Annotated in this window: 23 protein-coding genes and 5 tRNA genes; 24 read left to right on the forward strand and 4 right to left on the reverse strand. The window is 35.6% G+C overall.

Features of this window, described 5'->3' with window-relative positions; all coding sequences use genetic code 11:
• Positions 1-64 precede the first annotated feature (64 nt).
• The 3 genes from ACIGAM_RS08300 to ACIGAM_RS08310 all read right to left on the reverse strand — a co-directional run bounded on the left by ACIGAM_RS08300 (position 65) and on the right by ACIGAM_RS08310 (position 3,206).
• A complete protein-coding gene (locus ACIGAM_RS08300; RefSeq protein WP_396510991.1) occupies positions 65-1,351 on the reverse strand; it encodes a serine hydrolase domain-containing protein in 1,287 nt (428 codons plus the stop codon).
• A gap of 44 nt (positions 1,352-1,395) precedes the next feature.
• A complete protein-coding gene (locus ACIGAM_RS08305; protein ID WP_396510992.1) occupies positions 1,396-1,770 on the reverse strand; it encodes a carboxypeptidase-like regulatory domain-containing protein in 375 nt (124 codons plus the stop codon).
• Positions 1,771-1,922: 152 nt separating this feature from the next.
• On the reverse strand, positions 1,923-3,206 hold the full coding sequence (locus ACIGAM_RS08310; RefSeq protein WP_396510993.1) for an exo-beta-N-acetylmuramidase NamZ domain-containing protein: 1,284 nt from the start codon (positions 3,204-3,206) through the stop codon (positions 1,923-1,925).
• Between the two features lie 4 nt (positions 3,207-3,210).
• Between ACIGAM_RS08310 and ACIGAM_RS08315 the strand changes: the two genes are divergently transcribed.
• The 3 genes from ACIGAM_RS08315 to ACIGAM_RS08325 all read left to right on the forward strand — a co-directional run bounded on the left by ACIGAM_RS08315 (position 3,211) and on the right by ACIGAM_RS08325 (position 6,383).
• Positions 3,211-4,440 (forward strand): ABC transporter permease, encoded by a 1,230-nt coding sequence (locus tag ACIGAM_RS08315; protein WP_396510994.1) that lies wholly within the window; start codon positions 3,211-3,213, stop codon positions 4,438-4,440.
• 140 nt (positions 4,441-4,580) lie between these two features.
• A complete protein-coding gene (locus ACIGAM_RS08320; RefSeq protein ID WP_396510995.1) occupies positions 4,581-5,234 on the forward strand; it encodes a hypothetical protein in 654 nt (217 codons plus the stop codon).
• Positions 5,235-5,402: 168 nt separating this feature from the next.
• The gene (locus ACIGAM_RS08325; RefSeq protein WP_396510996.1) at positions 5,403-6,383 is read left to right on the forward strand and encodes a PLP-dependent cysteine synthase family protein; all 981 of its coding nucleotides are present in this window, start codon (positions 5,403-5,405) and stop codon (positions 6,381-6,383) included.
• On the opposite strand, the gene ACIGAM_RS08330 is transcribed toward ACIGAM_RS08325, so the two are convergent.
• Entirely contained in the window at positions 6,380-6,913 is a 534-nt protein-coding gene (locus tag ACIGAM_RS08330) for an NTF2-like N-terminal transpeptidase domain-containing protein (protein ID WP_396510997.1), read from the reverse strand. The two genes, ACIGAM_RS08325 and ACIGAM_RS08330, sit on opposite strands and share 4 nt — an antisense overlap.
• 89 nt (positions 6,914-7,002) lie before the next feature.
• On the opposite strand from ACIGAM_RS08330, the gene ACIGAM_RS08335 reads away from it, so the two are divergent.
• The 21 genes from ACIGAM_RS08335 (at position 7,003) to rplJ (ending at position 22,310) form a co-directional block, all read left to right on the forward strand.
• Positions 7,003-8,295 (forward strand): DUF2851 family protein, encoded by a 1,293-nt coding sequence (locus ACIGAM_RS08335; protein ID WP_396510998.1) that lies wholly within the window; start codon positions 7,003-7,005, stop codon positions 8,293-8,295.
• A gap of 55 nt (positions 8,296-8,350) precedes the next feature.
• Positions 8,351-8,578 carry a PspC family transcriptional regulator gene (locus ACIGAM_RS08340; protein ID WP_028377783.1) on the forward strand — a complete coding sequence of 76 codons (228 nt, stop codon included), beginning with the start codon at positions 8,351-8,353 and terminating at the stop codon, positions 8,576-8,578.
• 2 nt (positions 8,579-8,580) lie between these two features.
• Positions 8,581-9,588: a potassium channel family protein gene (locus tag ACIGAM_RS08345; RefSeq protein WP_396510999.1), complete on the forward strand. Its 1,008-nt coding sequence runs from the start codon at positions 8,581-8,583 to the stop codon at positions 9,586-9,588.
• Between the two features lie 91 nt (positions 9,589-9,679).
• Positions 9,680-11,365 carry an alanine/glycine:cation symporter family protein gene (locus ACIGAM_RS08350; RefSeq protein ID WP_396511000.1) on the forward strand — a complete coding sequence of 562 codons (1,686 nt, stop codon included), beginning with the start codon at positions 9,680-9,682 and terminating at the stop codon, positions 11,363-11,365.
• 217 nt (positions 11,366-11,582) lie between these two features.
• On the forward strand, positions 11,583-13,661 hold the full coding sequence (locus ACIGAM_RS08355; protein ID WP_396511001.1) for an amino acid carrier protein: 2,079 nt from the start codon (positions 11,583-11,585) through the stop codon (positions 13,659-13,661).
• A gap of 18 nt (positions 13,662-13,679) precedes the next feature.
• Positions 13,680-14,543: a helix-hairpin-helix domain-containing protein gene (locus tag ACIGAM_RS08360; protein ID WP_396511002.1), complete on the forward strand. Its 864-nt coding sequence runs from the start codon at positions 13,680-13,682 to the stop codon at positions 14,541-14,543.
• 84 nt (positions 14,544-14,627) lie between these two features.
• Positions 14,628-15,797 carry an acyl-CoA dehydrogenase family protein gene (locus ACIGAM_RS08365; protein WP_396511003.1) on the forward strand — a complete coding sequence of 390 codons (1,170 nt, stop codon included), beginning with the start codon at positions 14,628-14,630 and terminating at the stop codon, positions 15,795-15,797.
• Positions 15,798-15,900: 103 nt separating this feature from the next.
• A complete protein-coding gene (gene rpsU / locus ACIGAM_RS08370) occupies positions 15,901-16,095 on the forward strand; it encodes a 30S ribosomal protein S21 (protein WP_396511004.1) in 195 nt (64 codons plus the stop codon).
• A 140-nt stretch (positions 16,096-16,235) separates the two neighbouring features.
• Positions 16,236-17,132 carry a tyrosine-type recombinase/integrase gene (locus tag ACIGAM_RS08375; protein ID WP_396511005.1) on the forward strand — a complete coding sequence of 299 codons (897 nt, stop codon included), beginning with the start codon at positions 16,236-16,238 and terminating at the stop codon, positions 17,130-17,132.
• A gap of 36 nt (positions 17,133-17,168) precedes the next feature.
• On the forward strand, positions 17,169-17,471 hold the full coding sequence (locus tag ACIGAM_RS08380) for an HPF/RaiA family ribosome-associated protein (protein WP_396511006.1): 303 nt from the start codon (positions 17,169-17,171) through the stop codon (positions 17,469-17,471).
• Positions 17,472-17,568: 97 nt separating this feature from the next.
• Positions 17,569-17,642 (forward strand) — tRNA-Thr (locus tag ACIGAM_RS08385).
• A gap of 94 nt (positions 17,643-17,736) precedes the next feature.
• Positions 17,737-17,819, forward strand: a tRNA-Tyr gene (locus ACIGAM_RS08390).
• A gap of 39 nt (positions 17,820-17,858) precedes the next feature.
• Positions 17,859-17,931 (forward strand) — tRNA-Gly (locus ACIGAM_RS08395).
• A 180-nt stretch (positions 17,932-18,111) separates the two neighbouring features.
• Positions 18,112-18,183, forward strand: a tRNA-Thr gene (locus ACIGAM_RS08400).
• Positions 18,184-18,320: 137 nt separating this feature from the next.
• Positions 18,321-19,508, forward strand: coding sequence for an elongation factor Tu (gene tuf / locus ACIGAM_RS08405; protein WP_396511007.1), 1,188 nt, complete (start codon positions 18,321-18,323; stop codon positions 19,506-19,508).
• A 93-nt stretch (positions 19,509-19,601) separates the two neighbouring features.
• Positions 19,602-19,674, forward strand: a tRNA-Trp gene (locus ACIGAM_RS08410).
• Positions 19,675-19,782: 108 nt separating this feature from the next.
• A complete protein-coding gene (gene secE, locus ACIGAM_RS08415) occupies positions 19,783-19,980 on the forward strand; it encodes a preprotein translocase subunit SecE (RefSeq protein ID WP_396511008.1) in 198 nt (65 codons plus the stop codon).
• A 10-nt stretch (positions 19,981-19,990) separates the two neighbouring features.
• Positions 19,991-20,551 carry a transcription termination/antitermination protein NusG gene (gene nusG, locus ACIGAM_RS08420; protein ID WP_396511009.1) on the forward strand — a complete coding sequence of 187 codons (561 nt, stop codon included), beginning with the start codon at positions 19,991-19,993 and terminating at the stop codon, positions 20,549-20,551.
• A gap of 69 nt (positions 20,552-20,620) precedes the next feature.
• The gene (gene rplK / locus ACIGAM_RS08425) at positions 20,621-21,058 is read left to right on the forward strand and encodes a 50S ribosomal protein L11 (protein ID WP_028377794.1); all 438 of its coding nucleotides are present in this window, start codon (positions 20,621-20,623) and stop codon (positions 21,056-21,058) included.
• A gap of 21 nt (positions 21,059-21,079) precedes the next feature.
• Positions 21,080-21,778: a 50S ribosomal protein L1 gene (gene rplA, locus ACIGAM_RS08430; protein WP_396511010.1), complete on the forward strand. Its 699-nt coding sequence runs from the start codon at positions 21,080-21,082 to the stop codon at positions 21,776-21,778.
• Positions 21,779-21,788: 10 nt separating this feature from the next.
• Positions 21,789-22,310: a 50S ribosomal protein L10 gene (rplJ, locus tag ACIGAM_RS08435; RefSeq protein ID WP_028377796.1), complete on the forward strand. Its 522-nt coding sequence runs from the start codon at positions 21,789-21,791 to the stop codon at positions 22,308-22,310.
• The last annotated feature ends 1 nt before the right edge of the window (position 22,311 follow it).

Here is a 22,311-nt window from a genome sequence, read left to right on the forward strand (position 1 = left end):
TTAATAAAACACTTAGCAGTTAAGGTTTTATTAAGAACGGTTGTTCTTTAACAGATTTACAAATTTAATTTGCTATTGAGGAGAATACTATGTTTCTAAACTTCCATGGAGTTTCATCTTTAGCATTTACGGTTTGCTTCATTATAATACCAATTATATTTTCTACAGGATCTGCAAAATATTGTGTGTTAAAATAGCCGCCCCATTCAAAAGTTCCGGCACTTCCCTGACCACCTTTTTTAGAACCGGCTTCTTCAATTACTTTAAAAGCCAGGCCGTGACCCGCTCCCTGATCTGCCCAGATATCACCCATTTGATTACTTAAGATAACAGCTACTGTAGAAGGGCTTAGAATGCGTTTTCCGTTTAAAGTTCCGCCGTTAAGATACATTTGTAAAAATTGTGCATAATCTGTTATAGTGCTTGAAAGGCCTGCGCCACCCGCAAAGAAAGTCTTAGCACCTTTAATAGGGTAATCTGGTTCAAAAAAATCTGTAGCCTTAGCATCTACCCATTTGTTATTCTCGTCAAGAGATTGTATTGCAACGAGACGATCTTGTTTGGCTTTTGGTAAATAGAACCAGGTGTCGTGCATACCCAAAGGGTCTAGAACTTCTTTTCTTAAAAACTCATCTAAGGGCTGGCCGCTTAATAGTTCAATCAAATAACCTACAACATCAACGCCTTCGCTGTATACCCAGTTTTCACCGGGATTATGATGCAAGGGTAGTTTTGCCAATTTTGGTTCATTTTCTGCAAGTGTTACCGGTTTTGTAGTAAAACCATCTATAATACCTGCATCTGCATAAATTTTTCTAAATCTGGGGTCACTGTCTATACTGCCATAACCTATGCCCGAAGTATGGGTTAATAAATGTCTTATTGTAATGGGATTTGAAGCAGGATGTGTGGTGTAGCTGCCATCTGGCAATAAACTATCTAATACCTGAGCATCTTTAAATTCTGGAATGTATTTGCTTATAGGGTCGTCTAATTGAAATTTACCACGTTCCCATAAAATCATTGCTCCTGTAGAAGTGATTGCTTTAGTCTGTGAGGCAATTCTAAAAATAGCGTCTTTCTTGAGTTCTTCATTATCTGATGTTGAAGTGCCAAAGGCTTTGTGATAAACTAGCTTACCATTTCTAGCAACCAGAGCTACAATTCCTGGTATTTCATTATTCTTAATAGCAGAAACAGCCATAGAATCTATATAAGATAAATGTTGTGCACTCATCCCTTCTTTGTCGGGGTTGGCAGTAGGTAAGAGGATCTGATTTTGTTGAGCTGCCAGATTAAGGCAAAAAAATAACGCCCCATAAAAGGCGTATTTGTGTATTTTAAATTTCATATTATATAATTGAAAGCATTATTATTAAGTCGAAAAAATAAGTTTTATTCAGAGGTTTTGTGCGACGATGCTCCTAAGGTTATTATTTTTCCAGAAGAGCTTGAATTTTTAGTATTCATTTTCTCTTGAGTTAATTGAATCTCATTATTCTGAGATTGGTATTCTTTTAAAGTGAGTGTTAGTGTCTGGTATCCTACCATATTAAAAAGAATAGTGTCTTCTTGCTTTAGGCCATTTGCTTGTTCAAAGTAGAAAACACCATTATTTTTTGAGGTTACTCCTTTTTTTATAGATTTTAAAAAAACATTTACTCCGGCAATAGGTTGATCTGTTTTAAGATCTGTTATTGTCCCATACAGACGTTGTCCGTAAAATGTAGACGTAAATAATATACAAATAACTACTATCAACAATTTCATTTCTGCTATACTTTTAGAATTTTAGATAGTTCATTTAGAAGTACCTAAAAAAATGGATATTAAAAATACAGAAATATATATCGTTTGCGTAATTAATATTGAAAATAATTAAGTTAAAATAGGATTGAATTTTAAAATTGAAAGTTCAAAATTTACTCTTTGTAAAGCAGATATTTAGAACGTATTTGTTTGAATCGTTCTAAATCTTGTGACCACCCGGCTTTAATTTCACTAAATGAAACACCGCTTTCTATTTGCTTCTGAAGTTTTGCGGTACCTGCGTGGGCAGTGAAGTTTGCTGTATTAAAAAAGTCTTCCTTCTTTGAGTAGTTCGTATACGCGTCAATAATATAAGTAAGGTTTACTTCCCGCAAATTAGAAATACCTCTTAGATCTAAACCATTGCAAACTTCACCATTAAATTTTGGACTTTTAGAACCAAAATTAGGAGCAGGCGTATAGTTAAATTTGTATTTTGAAGCTGGCAAATAGGGAGAGCCTATGATTTGAAATTGCATTTCTGTACCACGACCCGCATTGAGTGCAGTGCCTTCACAAAGACCAAGACTGGGATAAAGCATGACTGATTGATCGTTAGGTAGATTTGGAGAAGGCCTTACCGGTAATGAATACGGCAAGCTGTGATTATAATTTTGCATTGGGATTACAGTAAGTTTAACCGGTTTTGTGGTTTTTAACCAACCTTCTTGAGTCATCATCGTGGCATACTCACCTATGGTCACACCGTGTACTAATGGCACCCCCGCGTGCATACCCAGAAAGCTAGTGTGCGCTTCTTCCATTACCGGGCCATCTACATAGCTTCCATTAGGGTTAGGGCGATCTAAGACCAGAACTTCAATACCGGCATCTGCGGCGGCCTCTAAAACATAATGCAATGTGGCTATATAGGTATAAAAACGAACCCCTACATCTTGAATATCAAAAACAAGAATATCTATATCTTCTAACTGTTCTGGTTTTGGCTTTTTATTGTTTCCATATAACGAAACAACCTCAAGTCCTGTTTTAGGATCTTTACCATCTTTAACAGCTTCACCTGCATCTGCAGTACCTCTAAAACCATGTTCGGGTGAAAATACTTTTATAATATTTTGATTAAGGCTTACTAAAGAGTCTACAAGATGTGTGTAGGTTTTTGTGCCGTCTACCTTCTCCCGTTTTAAGATGAGTGAGCTGGGATTGCCTACTATGGCAATTCTCTTGTTTTCAAGTAGTGGCAGATAAGTTTCTGTACGATTAGCTCCTAATATAAGTTTAGGAGTTTCAGTAGGAGCGAGGGTAGTCAACGCAGGCATTGCCGTATTTTCTAATTCTATAGGTGTAGTATTTGTTTTTGATTGTTGACCGTTTCCGCAGGAAATTGCAAACACAAAAACTAAAAAAAGGGTATTTTTGAGCGAATAAAACGCCATACGATTGAATTTTGAATATTTTACAGCTAAACGCATAATTGGCGCAAAGAAGTATAAAAGTACTGCTTCAACTCCTATTATAAAAATCGCCATAATTGCAATTATTTTGGGGATGGTGATGATGATGATAACCATTGCTACGGGAGTAGGCTTGCAACAAAAAATTAGAGAGAAAGTTTCTGCATTTAATGGCGATATTATTATTTCTCAATTTGATGGTAATAACAGCGATATTACATTAAATCCCATACCTAAAAATCAACCATTTTATCCTGAATTTACGACTGTGCCCGACGTAAGTCACATACAAGCGACAGCTACAAAAGCAGGTGTGATACGTACGCCTACAGATTTTGAAGGTATAATCGTAAAAGGAGTAGGAGCAGATTATCGCTGGGATTATATGAAAGAATTTCTAATTGAAGGACGAATTCCAGATTATAATGCCGGGCTTAATACAGAAATATTAGTAAGTAATTACCAGGCTAAACGTTTAGGGTTTAAAAATGGAGATAAAGTAATTGTGTTTTTCTTAAAGGAAGATGGCGGATTTTTAAATCGACGTTTTGATATAGTAGGAATCTATGATAGCGGTTTTCAGGAATTTGATGAGAGTTTCTTATTTGCAGATATACGACACGTTCAAAAACTAAATAAATGGGATGATAATCAGATAGGAGCTTTTGAAGTTTTTGTATCAGATTTTGATCGTCTTGATGCTATAGGAAATCAGGTTTTTGAGAATACCGGTTCGTTCTTAAATTCTATGACTATCACAAAAAAGTACTATTCTATTTTTGAATGGTTATCGTTATTTGATTTTAATATCGCACTTATTATTGTAGTGATGATTATTGTAGCCGGCATTAATATGATTGTCGCTTTGCTCGTGCTTATTTTGGAGCGTACACCTATGGTAGGTATTCTTAAAGCTTTAGGGGCGAGCAACTGGAGTATTCGCAAAATCTTTATGTATAATGCACTTTATCTGGTAGGTATAGGATTATTCTGGGGTAATGTTATAGGTATAGGCTTATTAATGCTTCAAAAATATTTGGGTATTATAACATTAAATCCCGAAACCTATTATGTGAGTGAAGCACCTGTGTATATTGATTGGTATTACATACTCCTCCTCAATGTGGGTACGTTCTTCTTATGTGCTGTAATGCTTCTGGTACCTTCTTATGTAATCACACGTATTTCTCCGGTAAAAACTATTAAGTTCAATTAAGATTTTTTTGTTTTCGCATATGCGGAAATTTTCTAGTGATATTACAATCGGGTGGTTGTTTTTGACAACTGAGTAATTTCTAATTTGCAAACTGTGATTAGTGGTACATCTTTGACACGCTAATCAACACATCTATAAAATTGGAAACTACAATTACAATCGCTATTTACATTCACGCTTTATTTGGAGCAATAGGTCTAATCGCCGGAACGCTAAGTTTTGTGGTTAAGAAAGGAAGTAAACTTCACAAAAAAGCAGGCAATTGGTTTGCGATAGGAATGCTTGTGAGTTCAGGAATATCATTGCCTGTAGCGTGTATGCCGGATCATAAAAATCAATTTTTGTTTTTAATAGGTTTGTTTACTATTTATATGGTAATCGTAGGTAAACGGGCATTAAGATTTAAATCAATTAAAGTTGAGGTGTCTAAGGTAGACTGGCTAATTACGGGTCTTATGATTTTAATTTCGCTTTTTATGATTTTCTATGGGAGTCTGGCTTATGCAAGTGTAGTATTCTTATATGTGTATTTTGGGGTAGTAGGACTAATTGTTTGTTTTACCGATGTTCGTTTTTTAAGAAATCCGCGAAAGACTAAAACGGCCTGGCTTGTGCAACATATAGGAAAAATAATGGGTGCCTATATTGCTTCGGTAACCGCATTTCTAGTGGCTGGCTTAGGTATTCCCGGTCTTGCGGTATGGGTTTTACCTTCAGTAGTAGGAACGTTTAGTATTGTATATTGGATACGTAAAACCAAGAAAAAAAAGGTATTTACACTCAAAACAAATTAGTTAGATAGTGAAAGTATATTCCGTAGCAGGCAAAAGATAATAGTAAAAATGCCTTATAAATGCTGGTCTAAAAGAATTGTTCTTTCTGTTTTTTTGAAATAAATAGTATGAGTGAGTAATACGTAGAAATTTATTAAAATTATAACTTGCGCACCTAAGTAGATTTTTATGCAATACGCCCAGAATATTCTTGAAACAATAGGTAATACACCGCTTGTTAAACTTAATAAACTTACTGCAGAACTGCCATGTTTGGTTTTAGCAAAATACGAGACTTTTAACCCAGGGAATTCTGTGAAAGACAGAATGGCTCTTAAGATGGTTGAAGATGCAGAAGCAGCCGGAATTCTAAAACCGGGAGGTACTATAATTGAAGGAACTTCTGGTAATACAGGGATGGGTCTTGCGTTAGTAGCCATTGTAAAAGGCTATAAAATGATCTGCGTAATCTCAGACAAGCAGAGTAAAGAGAAAGTAGATATTTTAAAAGCTGTAGGTAGTGAGGTTATTGTTTGCCCTACAGATGTAGAACCAGAAGATCCGCGGTCTTACTATAGCACTTCAAAACGTCTTGCCGAGGAAACACCTAACTCATGGTATGTAAATCAATATGACAATCCTAGTAATTGTAAGGCTCATTTTGAATCTACAGGACCCGAGATATGGGAGCAAACTGCTGGTAAAATCACTCACTTTGTAGTAGGAGTAGGTACCGGTGGTACCATTTCTGGAGTTGGTTCTTACCTAAAAATGAAAAACCCAAACGTAAAAGTTTGGGGTGTAGACACTTACGGTTCTGTATTTAAAAAATATCATGAGACCGGTATATTTGATAAGAATGAAATCTACCCATATATTACTGAAGGGATAGGCGAAGATATTTTACCACTAAATGTAAATTTTAAAGTTATTGATGGCTTTACTAAAGTAACCGATAAAGATGCTGCTGTATATACACAGCGCTTGTCTAAAGAAGAAGGTTTCTTTTTAGGCAATTCCGCCGGTGCCGCTATAAAAGGTTTACTTCAGTTGAAAGAACATTTTACAAAAGACGATGTTGTCGTAGTCCTTTTTCACGATCACGGTAGCCGCTATGTTGGTAAAATGTATAATGACGACTGGATGCGTGAAAAAGGATTTATAGATTAATTGTCTTCTTTAGAAACGTTCATTCCTTCTATTTTATAATCGCCATCTTCTCCTTTTTTTGTGATTGTAGCATGGCCAGTGTAGGTTTCGGTATTACCTTCTTTAGTCTTAATAGTATAACGCAGCGGTAATTTAATATTTGTGTTATTGTCTTGAGTTGTAACCGTTGGTGTTTCTGTTTCTGTTTCTGTAAAGTTTGCAGTCACCGATTCTACGTTAGCATTTTTTTCTGAAAAATCACTACGGGTACCTCGATTACTAGTGATTGACATTTCATCGTAAGCTTTAATTTGATCCCCTTCATTTAAGGCTTCAAAGTATTTGTTTACCTGATTTTTTGCGCTATTTATTTCAGCTAAATCTTTTTGATTAGTTGATACGTCGCTTGTTTCAATTTGACTGGTGCCATCTTCAGCTATTTTTTCAGTTTTGTCTTCTAGTCTTATTTCATCGCTATCTGTTTTTCTGTTTACACAAGAGGAGAAGACTAATGTTGTAGTCATAGCTATAATAAAAATTGATTTTTTCATAGTATTGTTTTTTTGAGTTTTTTAAAAGTAAGAAGCACTAGTGGTAGACCTTATTAAGGTTATGCTAAAATTTAGTTACATTTATAAGAATGAAAGAAGCATTACTTCATTACTTATGGAAATTTAGAAAGTTGGGTAATGCCGCAACATCACAATCTCTTTTGACTACTTCAAATGAGAATATAGAAATTATAAATCCCGGGATTCACAATCAGCTCTCTGGTCCAGACTTTTTTAATGCACAAATACGTATTAATGAGCAGTTGTGGGCAGGTAATGTTGAGATTCACATAAGTAGTTCTGACTGGTATGTGCATAGTCACGAGCAAGATTCTGCCTTTAGTAATGTAATTCTACATGTGGTGTGGGAGGCAGATTGTGAAGTGTATGACATTTCTAATCAGCCCATACCTACTTTAGAATTAAAGAATATTATAGATACGCAGTTATTAGCAAATTATCAAAAACTTTTAGAGTCTAGAAATTATAAGTTCATCAATTGTGAAGCAGATTTTGCAAATGTTTCTGAAATCATTTTGCAGAACTGGCTTGAGCGTATTTATTTTGAAAGGTTAGAACGAAAAGTCAAGGAGGTTGAGCGGTTATTAAAATTGCAGACCGGTGATTGGGAAGCTGTGCTTTTTGCAATGCTCGCGCGTAATTTTGGAACGGTTGTAAATGCTGATGCTTTTGAAGAGTTAGCAATTTCAATTCCATTTAAAATAATACGTAAGCTGGCTGGTTCAAAGAATCAATTAGAAGCTGTGTTTTTAGGTGTTTCTGGTCTCTTGAATACTATCGGCCAGTTCGATGCACAAACAGAGAGCTGGATAAAAGATTTTACATTTAATAGAGGTAAGTTTGATTTAAAAGGTTCACTACATCACAGCATTCAATTTTTTAAGTTGAGACCTCTTAATTTTCCTACTATACGCCTGTCACAACTCGCAGCATTGTATGAGAAACATACAACTATCTTTGCTCTGATTAATAAAGCTAAGACCCGGGAAGAGTTACAAGCTCTATTTAATATTGCCACTTCAACCTACTGGGAAACACATTATAATTTTAATAAAATTCACAGTAAACGTTTAAAAAAGTTGACACCGGCTTTTGTAGACCTATTAATTATAAATTCTATTATACCAGTAAAATTTGCATATGCAAAAGCACAGGGGATATCAATTGAAGACGATCTCTTAGACTTAATAACGAGTCTTCCGAATGAGAAAAATTCAATTGTATCAGGTTTTTACGGTTTAAAACCATTAAATTTTAATGCAATGAATACTCAGGCATTCATAGAGCTCAAAAAGAAATACTGTGATTTAAATAGATGTCTTGCGTGTCAAATAGGTAACTCTATTCTCAATAAAAGTTAAAGCAATCTTACACGGTTAATTTTAGTACTTTGCACCTACTCCAAAATTTTTTAAAATGAAGTTGATATTTAATATCAGACATTTTTTTGAACGTAATGGTTTTTATGTTTCTTCCCGGCTTGCAGATAGAATGGGTATAAGAGCAAAAAACGTTCGTTTATTCTTTATATACTTATCATTTGCCACGGCGGGTTTAGGATTTGCCGTGTATTTAGTTTTAGCTTTCTGGTTAAAACTTAAAGACCTCGTTTATACAAAACGCACTTCTGTATTTGATTTATAAAAATGGGTAGTATATTTAAAAATAGATTTTACGTAGCCATTTTATTGGTTTTAGGTACGTTGTGTTTAGGAATAATGGGCTTTCGGTATTTAGCACTTTACACCTGGATAGATGCTGTTTATATGACCATTATTACCATTAGCACGGTTGGTTTTGGAGAAGTACAACCTTTAAATGATACGGCAAAATTATTTACAGTAGTTTTAATTTTAGTGAGTGTAGTTGTTCTGGGTTATGCCATTTCGATAATTACAGAATATATTTTAAGACGCAGTAATGTAGAATTATTAAAAAAGCGCAGGGTGCAGAAGAAAATTGAGAGTCTAAAAAATCACGTTATAGTTGTAGGCTACGGCCGAAATGGCAAACAAGCTGTTCAAAAACTTACAACTTATAAAAGACCTTTTGTTGTTATAGAGCGGGATGAGGAAATAGTAAATAAATTTCAATCTGAAGATATGCCTTTTATTTTAGGCAATGCTAATGAAGATGAGGTTCTCATTGAAGCAGGGGTTAAGCGTGCTTCTACATTAATATCTGCGCTACCAGACGATTCTGATAATTTATTTGTGGTGCTTTCTGCACGTCAAATGAATACTGCTATGAAAATTATTAGCCGTGCCTCTGAAGAAACCACCTATCAAAAATTAAAATTTGCAGGTGCAGATAATGTTATTATGCCTGATAAAATAGGAGGAGATCATATGGCATCATTAGTAGTTGTGCCAGATTTAGTTGAATTTTTAGATAATTTACAAGTTACCACTGCTGGCAGGGTTAATGTTCAGGAGATTACCTATGAGGCTGTTTGCCCAGATCACGTAACGCGTACTATTAGAGATATCGACTTAAGAAATAGAACAGGATGCTCAATTATAGGTTACAAATCTCCATTAGGAGACTATGTTATAAATCCTGAAGCTTCTATGCTTTTAGAAAAGGATTCAAAATTAATTGTAATTGGAAGGCCAGAACAGATTGAAAATTTACATAAGGAATTTGCGATTTAGTAGTATGTTTACTAAATCGTGAAGGGTAATTAGATAAACCTGTCAAAGAATTATCATTACTCTATTTTTAATTTAATGTTTTTTCAATTTTATGAAACACCTTTCCTTAGCAAGTTTATTGCTTTTTTCTGCATTTAGTATGTCTGCTCAAGAAGTAACTGAAGTAGGTATAGACCAGCAAATTGATCAAGCATTTGCACCCATATCAGATTTTTTCTTCAATATTATTTTCTTTAATGTTTTTGGGATTCCATTTGTACTTATCCTTTTAGTATTTAGTGCAGTATTCTTTACATTATATTTTGGTTTTCCAAACTTCAGATATTTTTGGAGAGCCATACAAACCGTACGTGGTAAGTATGAGGATATTGAGAATCACGGTGCTAAATTACTGTACGGTGAAGATGGAATAGCAAATGGTGTTGATTTAAATAAAGTTAATCTTGAGGAGCATATAGAAAATTTAGACGGCGATTTAGCGGTAGATGGTGATATTGTAGATACTATACGCGACGAATCTTCTGCAGGAGAAGTTAGCCATTTTCAGGCTCTGGCAACTGCTGTTTCAGGCACTGTGGGGAATGGTAATATTGCCGGTGTGGCATTGGCGATTGCCTTAGGAGGTCCCGGTGCAACATTCTGGATGGTTGTTTGTGGTTTGCTAGGTATGTCTACAAAATTTGTTGAATGTACATTAGGGGTTCAATATAGAGATGTAGGAGAAGATGGTACCGTTTACGGTGGCCCAATGTACTATCTAACTAAAGGTTTAAAAGAAAGGGGCTTCGCAGTGTTAGGAAAAATCGCCGCAGTGATTTTCGCTATATTTTGTGTAGGGGGTTCTTTTGGTGGGGGTAACGCTGCTCAAAGTAATCAGGCTACGATAGTTTTAAAAGAACTTTTTAATTTAGAAAGCGCCGGTGCAGGATTCTGGATAGGAGTCGTAATTGCAGTTCTTGTAGGTGTTATTATTATAGGAGGAATTAAGCGAATTGCTCAGGTTACTGAAAAGGTGGTTCCTTTTATGGCTATTATGTATTTGGTAGCGTGTATTTATATTATAGGCTCAAACTTTTCACTAATAGATGATGCAATAGCTTTAATCATTGAAGAAGCATTTAATCCCACTGCGATAGGAGTAGGTAGTGTTATAGGGGTTCTATTAGTCGGTTTTAAAAGAGCTGCATTTTCAAATGAGGCAGGAGCTGGTTCTGCATCTATTGCACATTCTGCTGTACGTACAAAATATTCTGCAAGTGAAGGTCTTGTAGCTTTATTAGAGCCTTTTATTGATACCGTAGTTATTTGTACAATGACTGCTTTAGTAATTATAATTTTTAATTTCGGAGGTTACTTTGAATATGGGGGTGATGGCTCTGGAGCTGTTATTATTGATGGGCTTTCTTATGAAGGTGCAGGTATCACTTCAAAGGCATTTCATGAATATATTCCTTTTTCAAATATATTCTTAACTATTGCAGTAGTTCTATTTGCGGTTTCAACTATGATCTCGTGGTCGTACTATGGCTTGCAATCCTGGAAGTTTCTCTTCGGTAGAGGGAAAGTAGCAGATATTGTTTATAAAATGTTATTCTTGAGTTTTATAGTAATTGGTGCGGCAGCAAATATGGGTTCTATATGGCAATTTTCAGACGCTATGATATTTGCAATGATTTTCCCAAATATGGTAGGTTTATTCTTCTTATTCCCTGTTGTTAAGAAGCAGCTCGACCGTTATCTAGCTGCTATTAAAATGAAAAGAGAAGCTATAAGCTAATAGCTTAGATACAATAGATAAAAAAATGCCCTGTGTAAATTTAAATACACAGGGCATTTTTTTATCATTAAATCCTTAATAACTAAGAGATTTGTTTGAGGTATTCTTTGTAGAATGTAGATTCATCAACAGTTTTAACGGCTATAGCCTTTGGAAAAGACTATTTTTTTAGCATCTTGCAACTTCTGACTAAATTTATATGAACTTAATAAAAGCTATGAAAGAAAAATTATTTTTTTTAGTCTTCGTATTGCCTATTATGGTGTTTGCGCAGGATTTAAAAGTAACAGCAGAAATCCTTAATCCTACCTCAAAAATTAATGATGGTGTTGCAAAAATAGTAGTTTCTGGAGGCCAGGCGCCTTATACCTATAAGTGGAGTGATCAAAGCACAGCACTTTCTTCTAATACAGCAAAATCACTTACAGAAGGTGTTACACATCAAGTTAAAGTAACAGATGCTGCAGGAACTTCTATTTCTAAAGAATTTAAAATTGAAGCAGAATCTATTACTGAAATTTTTAATGGAACTATGACTCCGGCCGTAGCGGCAATGGGTTCAGTATTATTCTGGGATCCTTTTGCAGCTTTAAATTTATATGATCCTGTTATATATGCAGATTTAAAAATGGTATCTATCCCCGGCTGGACGGCAGATACTGAAGATGTATTTACTCTAGAAAAATGGCTTGTTGAAGACGGAGCAAAAGTAAAAAAAGGTCAAGAAATTGCAGTAATATCTGAAAGTAACGGTACCGAAATTAGAATTACAGCAGATGTAAATGGTGAAATTAAGCACTTAGAAGAAGAAGGCGGGATTATTTATAATGCCAACAATCAAAAGCATCTAATAGAAACTAATGCAGATGTCTTTGCAGAAATAATATATGATGATCCAGTACCATTAGTTTATGCTAATGGTGATAAACAAACAAATAGTATCCCGTTTATAGTGGTGTGGCTGATATTTGGAGCCGCATTTTTCACTGTGCGTATGGGCTTCATCAACTTTAGAGGCTTTAAGCACAGTTTAGAATTAGCAAAAGGAAAGTATGACGATCCTAATGCCCCGGGAAGTATAACGCATTTTCAGGCATTGGCGACAGCTGTATCTGCAACTGTAGGTTTAGGTAATATTGCAGGTGTGGCAGTGGCAGTATCACTGGGTGGAGCAGGTGCTACATTCTGGATGATTGTTGCTGGTTTATTGGGAATGTCTTCAAAATTTGTGGAGTGTACCTTAGGTGTTAAATACCGTGATATTTTGCCTGATGGTCGTGTCTTTGGAGGACCTATGAATTATTTGCGTTACGGTCTTGAGAAACGTAACATGGGCGGCTTCGGAAAAGTTCTAGCTACCGCGTTTGCCGTTTTAGCAATAGGAGCTTCCTTTGGAGGTGGTAATATGTTTCAGGCTAACCAGTCTTTTGAAATTTTAAGTGGTCAGTTTCCGGGATTAGAAGGAAACGGATTTTGGTTTGGAGTTATAGTTGCTGTACTTGTAGGTATTGTTATAATAGGAGGTATAAACAGTATAGCTAAGGTAACAGGTAAAATAGTTCCCTTTATGGCAGGAATTTATGTTCTGGGAGCGTTGACCGTGATTTTTATAAATATTGAAAATATAGGGCCAGCATTTAATGCTATCATTGACGGGGCATTTAGCCCAAGCGCACTAAAAGGGGGGATCTTGGGAGTTTTGATTGTAGGGTTTCAGCGTGCAGCATTCTCTAATGAAGCAGGTGTGGGTTCTGCAGCTATTGCACATAGTGTGGCAAAGACAAACCACCCGCCTTCAGAAGGTTTTGTAGCGCTCTTAGAGCCTTTTATTGATACAGTTGTGGTGTGTACATTAACAGCACTAGTTCTAATATTTACAGGTATGCACGAAGTAACAGGTGTTGCGGGTGCAGATTTGACATCAGACGCATTTGGAAGCGTAATATCTTGGTTCCCTTATGTTCTTGCTGCGGCAGTATTCTTATTTGCATTTTCTACTATGATCTCTTGGTCATATTATGGCATGCGGGCTTGGACTTATCTTTTTGGAAAAAGCAAAAAGATGGAGCTGTTATATAAAGTGTTATTTTTATTCTTTGTAGTCGTCGGGGCATCAGTAAGTTTAGGTGCGGTACTTGATTTCTCAGATATGATGATTTTAGCAATGTCTTTTCCTAATATTATAGGATTGTATATTCTTAGTGGAGAAGTGCGAAGTGACCTTCGGGAGTACTTTAGGAAATTAAAAGCAAACGAATTGTTTAAGAAACAACGTGTAGCTAAAGAGAAAAGTTAATTGTAATAAACTCGATAAATGAAATTAAAATCCCACTTGATGCTTGATTCTAAAAAGCGCAGTGGGATTTTGCTTTTAGTGGTGATTTTTTGTGGGTGTTGGATATTTTATTTCTGGTCTAGTAGAAATAAAACTTCTATTGAGCCCAACGCTGAAATTGCGATTTACCAGGCACGCATAGATTCCTTAAAAAGAATAAAGTCTGTAAAATCTATTCCAAAAATTTATCCTTTTAATCCTAATTTTATCACAGATTATAAAGGGTACACCTTAGGGTTAAGTACAGAAGAGCTTGATAAACTTTTTAGTTTCCGACAAAAGGAGAAATGGATTAATTCTGCTGAAGATTTTCAGGAAGTAACTGGTGTCTCAGATTCTCTACTTGCGGTAATCTCTCCATATTTTAAATTTCCTGATTGGGTTACTAATTCTAAAACATCTCAAACAACGAAGAGCTTTAGTTTCAAATCTTTCAATCCTCAAAATGATTTAAATAAAGCCACGTTTGAAAGTTTGATAAGTTTACCCGAAATGACTGAAGGGAGTGCAAGGCTCATTTTAGCATATAGAAAGAAAATAGGAGGTTTTATAGAAGACAATCAGTTATATGATATCTATAACGTTAAACGCAATCAAGTAATTGAAGTTAAAAAAGAGTTTACGGTAAAGTCAAAACCGGTTATAGTTTTAATAAATGTAAATACGGCCAATGCTTCAGATTTAGCAACTATACCCTTTTTGACATTTGATATAGCGCGATCTATTATAGATTATCGTATACTTAATGAAGGAATTAAAAATCTTGACGAACTGCTTAAAATTGATGGTATAACTCCTTACAAATTAGATCGAATTAAATTATATTTGTCAACCAACCAGTAATATATAGGGTTATCTGAGAATAATGCAATTTCTCCTTGCAAAACTTCCTTTCCAATGACCTATTAACAATATAAAGCTTAATAAATGAAAAATGTAAACTTTTCAGAAGAGCATGAGCTCTTTAGAGAAAGTCTTAGAGAATTTCTACAAAAGGAAGTTGTTCCTCATATTGAGAAGTGGGAGAAGACTGGCCAAATAGAGCGTTTTATCTGGGAAAAAATGGGAGAGATGGGCTACTTTGGCTTAGCTTCTCCAGAAGAATATGGGGGTTTAGATCTCGATATCTTTTATACTGTTATCTTCCTTGAAGAATTGCAACGTATTAATAGTGGTGGTTTTGCAGCAGCTATGTGGGCACATGCATATTTAGCAATGACACATTTGAAGGCTGAAGGAACACCGGCCATAAAAGAAAAATATTTAACATCAAGTATAACAGGAGAATCTATAGGTTGTCTGTGTATTACAGAACCATTCGGAGGGTCTGATGTTGCCGGTATGCGAAGTACTGCCGTTCTTAATGGGGATCATTATATTTTAAACGGATCAAAAACTTTTATAACTAACGGTGTATACTCAGACTATCTTATTATTGCTGCAAAAACAGATCCTGAGAAGGGTAATAAAGGTCTTAGTATTTTTATTGTAGATAGAAATACACCAGGTATAAGTGCTACAAAGCTTGATAAATTAGGATGGCGAGCTTCAGATACCGGTGAGATCGCTTTTAGTGATGTTAAAATTCCTAAAGAAAATCTTATGGGAGAAGAGAATAAGGGATTCTCGTATATCATGCAGCATTTTGCCTTAGAGCGTCTTATTATGGGAGTAAATGCGCACGCCAGAGCAGAGTTTGCTTTAGAGTATACAATGGGCTATATGGCAGAGCGTACTGCTTTTGGAAAAACCATTGATAAATTTCAGGCTCTTAGGCATTCTGTAGCAGAAATGGCCAGTGAGATTGAGATGGTCAAATCGTTCAATTATAACATCGCAAATAGTCTTAATACTGGAGAATACGTAGTTAAGGAAGCAAGTATGTCTAAATTGCTTTCTACTAAAATAGCAGATGATGTTATTTATAAATGCCTCCAAATGCTGGGAGGTTATGGTTATATGGAGGAATACCCATTGGCAAGAATGTTTAGAGATAGTAGGCTGGGACCTATAGGAGGGGGTACATCTGAGATATTAAAAGAGATAATAGCTAAGATGATAATAGATAAAAAAGAATATAAGCCTGCGGCAAAATAAGTTGTTGAAATAATTAAATTAAAACAGGCTTGTCAGTTTTAAAGTTTAGATTATATTTGCAGCCTGTAAACTGAAAAGAATTTTAAAGAAAGGAGGTACCACTATGTTAATTATACCAGTAAAAGACGGAGAAAATATCGATAGAGCGCTGAAGCGTTTTAAAAGAAAATTTGATAGAACGGGAACAATGCGTAAGCTGCGTGATCGTCAAGCTTTCACTAAACCTTCTGTTTCTAGAAGACGTGAGGTTCAAAAAGCTTCTTATATTCAAGGACTTCGCGATCAAGAGAATATTTAATAATTTCCGTCTGTGAGAATTTATTCTTACTAAGGATTATTAACAGAGAGACTAACCCTCTTTCACAAAATAAAAAATCCGCTAAGATTTATCTTAGCGGATTTTTCTTGTTTTAGTATCTTTCTCTTCATAAGTTAAATATGAGTAAAAAAGCCTTTTTAGATTACTTAGAATTAGAGCGTAATTACAGTGCGCACACGGTCTTGGCATATAGTAGTGATATTGATGAATTCTTTCAGTTTACAGCTGTTCAATATGGGGTTAAAGAAGCTGTAGATGTGGTCTATCCTTTTGTTAGAGCCTATGTTGTGAATCTATCGGAAAAAAGTCTAACGCATAGAAGTATTAATAGAAAAATAGCCTCGCTAAAGGCTTATTTTAAGTTTTTGCAAAAAATAGGAGATGTTGAAATCTCTCCTTTAGCTAAGCATAAATCTTTAAGAATAAAAAAAGAGATTCAGATTCCTTTTTCTCAAAGTGAAGTGAATTCTGTTATTCAGGATTTAAGTGAAGAAAAAGATTTTAAGTCAATCAGAGATTTTACGATAATAACACTCTTTTATGCAACGGGAATGCGTAGGAGTGAGTTGATAAATTTGAAGATTTCTGATATTGATTTTGCTACAGGCACAATTAAAGTGCTTGGTAAGAGAAACAAGGAGCGATTTATACCGTTAATAGATTGGCTTAGGGATGTTCTAAAAAAATATTTAAACATTAGGTCAGTATGCTGGCATTCAGTTGATTTGCCTTTTTTGTTACTTACAGATAAGGGAGATAAATTATATGAAACCTTTGTTTACCGAATTATAAATCGCTACTTTAGTAAAGCGTCTCAAAAAACAAAAACGAGTCCACATATGCTTAGGCATACGTTTGCAACTCATTTGCTTAATAATGGCGCAGATCTAAATGCTGTAAAAGAATTGTTAGGGCATTCCAGTCTGGCCGCAACTCAGGTTTATACACATTCTAGTATTTCAGAGTTGGGTAAGGTTTATAAAAATGCACATCCTCGCAATTACAAAAAGCAGTAATTTATTTTTCAACAAGTAACCTATAAACCCAAACCTATGAAAGTAAATGTTCAAACCCCGCATTTTGTAGCAGATCAGAAATTGATCAATTTTATTCAAAAAAAGATGGATAAGCTTGAACAATATCACGATCAGATAATTTATGCTGATATTTTTTTAAAAGTTCAAAATACAAGTGGTAGGGATAATAAAATTGTGGAAATATTGCTTAGTATACCCGGTAACGAGTTGATTGTTAAAAAACAAGCCAAGACTTTTGAAGAAGGTGCTTATAATTGTGCAAGCTCTTTAGAGCGTTTGTTAGTTAAGCAGAAGGAAAAAAATAGAGCAATTGCGTAAAAAAAAATCAAAAAAGGTTTTGACAATCTAAAATTTGTTTTACATTTGCACTCCGTTAGAAATAGCGGAGTTTTTTACACTTGAAAAAGTAATAAAAGCCGATGTAGCTCAGCTGGCTAGAGCAGCTGATTTGTAATCAGCAGGTCGTGGGTTCGAGTCCCTCCATCGGCTCTTTTAAAACTAAGTTTTTAAGTTCTTTTAGAATTTATTAAACTTGCGCTAAGCGCGGTAAAAGCGTTTTTTGAAATATTGATTTACCAATATTGGGGAGATACTCAAGCGGCCAACGAGGACAGACTGTAACTCTGTTGTTTTACGACTTCGCAGGTTCGAATCCTGCTCTCCCCACATTTAATGCAAAACTCATAATTTTAATTTTGAGTTTATGCGGGAGTAGCTCAGTTGGTAGAGCGTCAGCCTTCCAAGCTGAATGTCGCCGGTTCGAACCCGGTCTCCCGCTCTAAATTGTGATTTATTTACTTAGTCGCAATTGAAATTGGGAAAGTATATTTTTCAATTTTATTAAACCAAATCTGATAGGCTTTGGTTGTAGTCATTTATGGCTTTTATGAGCCCTTTAGCTGAGAAGGTCAGCCCTGGGTAATTCAGACTTCGGTCGTTTTGATAGGGTATATTCTAAGCCGACGTAGCTCAGGGGTAGAGCGTTTCCTTGGTAAGGAAGAGGCCACGGGTTCAAATCCCGTCGTTGGCTCAATAGCAGTCGCTGCTAATTAAACGAGTGTATTTTTACGCTCGGTTTTTTGCGTTTAGTAAAGAATCTATAATCAGCGTGTCAGGTAAGTTTAAAATTAAACACTAATAATAACTAAGATTAAAATTATTTAAATCATGGCAAAGGCAACATTTGATCGTTCCAAACCTCACTTAAATATTGGTACTATAGGGCACGTTGACCACGGTAAAACTACCTTAACTGCTGCTATTACTACTGTACTTGCTAACGCAGGTCTTTCTGAAATGAGAAGTTTTGACTCTATTGACAACGCTCCTGAAGAAAAAGAAAGAGGTATTACTATTAACACTTCACACGTAGAATATTCTACAGCTAACCGTCACTATGCTCACGTTGACTGTCCAGGTCACGCGGATTACGTTAAGAACATGGTAACTGGTGCTGCTCAAATGGATGGTGCTATTCTTGTTGTTGCTGCAACAGATGGTCCTATGCCACAAACTCGTGAGCACATCCTTTTAGGTCGTCAGGTAGGTATTCCTCGCATCGTTGTATTCATGAATAAAGTGGATATGGTTGATGATGAAGAATTACTTGAATTAGTAGAGATGGAAGTTAGAGATCTTCTTAGCTTCTATGACTATGATGGTGACAATGGTCCTGTTGTACAAGGTTCTGCTTTAGGTGCTTTAAATGGTGAGCAAGTATGGGTTGATAAGGTTATGGAGCTTATGGAAGCTGTAGATAACTGGATTGAACTTCCTGCTCGTGATGTTGATAAGCCTTTCTTAATGCCTATCGAAGATGTGTTCTCTATTACTGGACGTGGTACTGTTGCAACTGGTCGTATTGAAACGGGTGTAGCTAATACTGGAGATCCTGTTGAGATCATTGGTATGGGTGCAGAGAAATTAACTTCAACTGTAACTGGAGTTGAGATGTTCCGTAAAATATTAGACAGAGGTGAAGCTGGAGATAACGTAGGTATCCTTTTAAGAGGTATTGAAAAGTCTCAGATAACTAGAGGTATGGTTATCACTAAGCCAGGTTCTGTTAAGCCACACGCTAAATTTAAAGCTGAGGTTTATATCTTGAAAAAAGAAGAAGGTGGACGTCACACTCCATTCCATAATAACTACCGTCCGCAGTTTTATGTACGTACAACTGATGTGACAGGTAATATTTCTTTACCAGAAGGTGTTGAAATGGTTATGCCAGGAGATAACTTAACTATTAATGTTGAGTTAATTCAGCCAATCGCGATGAGTATAGGTTTACGCTTTGCAATACGTGAAGGTGGTAGAACTGTAGGTGCTGGTCAGGTAACCGAAATCGTAGAATAATTACGGATTATAATTTATAGAATTAAGGCGTCCGTTTATACGGATGCCTTGATTTTTATTAAGAAGATAGGATTTAGTCTTGTTTTTTTAAATACGGGCTTAGCTCAGTTGGTAGAGCACTGGTCTCCAAAACCAGGTGTCGGGAGTTCGAGCCTCTCAGCCCGTGCAAAATCATTAAACTATTTTAAAGTTGTTAATGAGATTTAATCTATCGTTGCCTAATAGCGATAGTTAGTTTAAAAGGTATAGCGCCTTATAAATCACAAATAATAATATGGCTGGATTAATTAATTACATTCAAGAGTCTTATAACGAATTGAAAAATCACGTAACCTGGACTCCACTTTCTGAGGCGCAACGTTTAACTGTTGTGGTTGCTGTTTTTACAATAATTTTTTCGTTAGCGATCTGGGGTGTTGATACTGTTTTTAGCAGAGCTATCAAGGCATATTTTAATCTGGTAGGAGCTTAAAACAATCACAATGGCTATAGCAAACAATACCAAAGATAAAGACTGGTACGTGGTAAGGGCCGTAAGTGGTCAAGAAAATAAAGTAAAAGGTTACATCGAGCAAGAAATTTCTAGATTTAATCTTGAAGATTATATAGAGCAGGTACTTGTTCCTACAGAAAAAGTAATCCAAATTCGTAACGGAAAGAAAATTAACAAGGAGCGTGTTTATTTTCCTGGTTATATAATGATTCACGCAAATCTTGGAGGAGAGGTAACTCATATGATAAAATCTATCAATGGTGTTATTGGTTTTTTAGGCGAAACTAAAGGTGGAGATCCTGTGCCGCTTAGAACTTCTGAAGTTAATAGAATGTTAGGCAAGGTAGATGAGCTTTCTGTTAAAGCAGATAGTGTAGCTATCCCTTTTGTTATAGGAGAGACAGTAAAAGTAATTGATGGTCCTTTTAATGGCTTTAATGGTACTGTTGAGAAAGTGAATGAGGAAAAACGTAAACTTGAAGTTATGGTTAAGATTTTCGGAAGAAAGACTCCATTAGAATTGAGTTACATGCAAGTTGAGAAAGTATAAGTGTTACACATATATTAGATATTGTTCTACTGCTTCCACTAAAGGACGTATCAAACTAAATTTTTAAAAATGGCAAAAGAAATAAGTAAGGTTGTTAAGTTGCAAGTTAAGGGAGGTGCCGCAAACCCTTCCCCACCTGTTGGACCAGCTTTAGGTGCTGCCGGAGTTAATATCATGGAGTTCTGTAAGCAATTTAATGCAAGAACTCAGGATAAGGCCGGTAAGATATTGCCTGTAGCTATCACTGTTTACGGTGATAAGTCTTTTGACTTTGTGGTAAAAACACCACCAGCTGCTATCCAATTAATGGAAGCAGCTAAAATCAAAGGAGGTTCTGGTGAACCTAACCGTAAGAAAGTTGCTAGCGTAACATGGGATCAAATTAAAGCTATCTCAGAAGACAAGATGCCAGATTTAAACGCTTTCACAATCGAAAGTGCGATGAAGATGGTTGCAGGTACTGCAAGGTCTATGGGAATAACTGTAAAAGGACAAGCTCCTTTTTAACATCCAAAAAAGCAATTTAAAATGGCAAAAGTAACAAAAAAGCAAAAAGAGGCTCGCGCTAAAGTAGATAGTAGTTCTACTTATACATTAGCTGAAGCATCTGCTTTAATAAAAGAAGTAAGCAAAGTTAATTTTGATCCTTCTGTTGATTTGGCTGTGCGTCTTAACGTAGACCCGCGTAAAGCGAACCAAATGGTTCGTGGTGTGGTTACTCTTCCTCACGGAACTGGTAAAGATGTAAAGGTTCTTGCTCTGGTAACTCCAGATAAAGAAGCAGAGGCTAAAGAAGCTGGAGCTGACTTTGTAGGACTTGATGAATATCTTGAGAAAATTAAAAACGGTTGGACAGATGTTGATGTTATCATCACTATGCCAAGCGTAATGGGTAAATTAGGTCCTTTAGGACGTGTATTGGGTCCTCGTGGTTTAATGCCTAACCCTAAGACCGGTACTGTAACTATGGACGTAGCTAAGGCTGTATCTGATGTTAAAGCTGGTAAGATAGATTTCAAGGTTGATAAGACTGGTATTGTACATGCTGCTATAGGTAAGGCGTCTTTTGATGCTGAGAAAATAGCAGATAATGCAAGAGAATTGATAACCACATTAGTAAAATTGAAACCTACTGCATCAAAAGGTGTTTATATAAAAAGCATTTTTATGTCTAGTACTATGAGTCCTAGCGTTGAAGTAGATTCAAAACGTTTTGCTGAGCAGTAAAAGTTAAATTATGACAAGAGAAGAAAAATCACAAGTAATAGAAGATTTGACTGCGCAGTTAGCTGATAGTGCTCACATATATTTAGCAGATATTTCTGGCTTAAATGCAGAAAGTACTTCTAGATTGAGAAGAGCTTGCTTTAAAGCAAACGTAAAGCTAGCCGTGGTTAAAAATACATTGCTTGCTAAGGCAATGGAGAGTTCAGATAAAGATTTTGGTGAATTGCCTTCTATTTTAAAAGGTAATACATCAATAATGCTTGCTGAAACAGGAAATGCACCGGCAAAGGTTATTAAAGAATTTCGTAAGAAGTCTAAAAAACCTTTACTTAAAGGAGCATTTATAGAAGAAGCGATTTATATAGGTGATGATCAATTAGATGCTCTAGTTGATATTAAATCTAAAGAAGAACTTGTAGGAGAAATTATAGGTCTTCTTCAATCGCCTGCTAAGAATGTTATTGGCGCTCTTAAGTCAGGAGGTCAAACAATAGCAGGACTTCTTAAAACTCTTTCTGAAAAGGAAGGTTAAT

Origin of the sequence: Leeuwenhoekiella sp. NPDC079379 (genome assembly GCF_044542075.1) — a bacterium.
Taxonomy (GTDB): domain Bacteria; phylum Bacteroidota; class Bacteroidia; order Flavobacteriales; family Flavobacteriaceae; genus Leeuwenhoekiella.

Coding starts and splice junctions, on each gene's coding strand:
- ACIGAM_RS08300 (WP_396510991.1), bottom strand. CDS start 1,351: ATGAAATTTAAAATACACAAATACGCCTTTTATGGGGCGTTATTTTTT.
- ACIGAM_RS08305 (WP_396510992.1), bottom strand. CDS start 1,770: ATGAAATTGTTGATAGTAGTTATTTGTATATTATTTACGTCTACATTT.
- ACIGAM_RS08310 (WP_396510993.1), bottom strand. CDS start 3,206: ATGGCGTTTTATTCGCTCAAAAATACCCTTTTTTTAGTTTTTGTGTTT.
- ACIGAM_RS08325 (WP_396510996.1), top strand. CDS start 5,403: ATGCAATACGCCCAGAATATTCTTGAAACAATAGGTAATACACCGCTT.
- ACIGAM_RS08330 (WP_396510997.1), bottom strand. CDS start 6,913: ATGAAAAAATCAATTTTTATTATAGCTATGACTACAACATTAGTCTTC.
- ACIGAM_RS08335 (WP_396510998.1), top strand. CDS start 7,003: ATGAAAGAAGCATTACTTCATTACTTATGGAAATTTAGAAAGTTGGGT.
- ACIGAM_RS08340 (WP_028377783.1), top strand. CDS start 8,351: ATGAAGTTGATATTTAATATCAGACATTTTTTTGAACGTAATGGTTTT.
- ACIGAM_RS08345 (WP_396510999.1), top strand. CDS start 8,581: ATGGGTAGTATATTTAAAAATAGATTTTACGTAGCCATTTTATTGGTT.
- ACIGAM_RS08350 (WP_396511000.1), top strand. CDS start 9,680: ATGAAACACCTTTCCTTAGCAAGTTTATTGCTTTTTTCTGCATTTAGT.
- ACIGAM_RS08355 (WP_396511001.1), top strand. CDS start 11,583: ATGAAAGAAAAATTATTTTTTTTAGTCTTCGTATTGCCTATTATGGTG.
- ACIGAM_RS08360 (WP_396511002.1), top strand. CDS start 13,680: ATGAAATTAAAATCCCACTTGATGCTTGATTCTAAAAAGCGCAGTGGG.
- ACIGAM_RS08365 (WP_396511003.1), top strand. CDS start 14,628: ATGAAAAATGTAAACTTTTCAGAAGAGCATGAGCTCTTTAGAGAAAGT.
- rpsU (WP_396511004.1), top strand. CDS start 15,901: ATGTTAATTATACCAGTAAAAGACGGAGAAAATATCGATAGAGCGCTG.
- ACIGAM_RS08375 (WP_396511005.1), top strand. CDS start 16,236: ATGAGTAAAAAAGCCTTTTTAGATTACTTAGAATTAGAGCGTAATTAC.
- ACIGAM_RS08380 (WP_396511006.1), top strand. CDS start 17,169: ATGAAAGTAAATGTTCAAACCCCGCATTTTGTAGCAGATCAGAAATTG.
- tuf (WP_396511007.1), top strand. CDS start 18,321: ATGGCAAAGGCAACATTTGATCGTTCCAAACCTCACTTAAATATTGGT.
- secE (WP_396511008.1), top strand. CDS start 19,783: ATGGCTGGATTAATTAATTACATTCAAGAGTCTTATAACGAATTGAAA.
- nusG (WP_396511009.1), top strand. CDS start 19,991: ATGGCTATAGCAAACAATACCAAAGATAAAGACTGGTACGTGGTAAGG.
- rplK (WP_028377794.1), top strand. CDS start 20,621: ATGGCAAAAGAAATAAGTAAGGTTGTTAAGTTGCAAGTTAAGGGAGGT.
- rplA (WP_396511010.1), top strand. CDS start 21,080: ATGGCAAAAGTAACAAAAAAGCAAAAAGAGGCTCGCGCTAAAGTAGAT.
- rplJ (WP_028377796.1), top strand. CDS start 21,789: ATGACAAGAGAAGAAAAATCACAAGTAATAGAAGATTTGACTGCGCAG.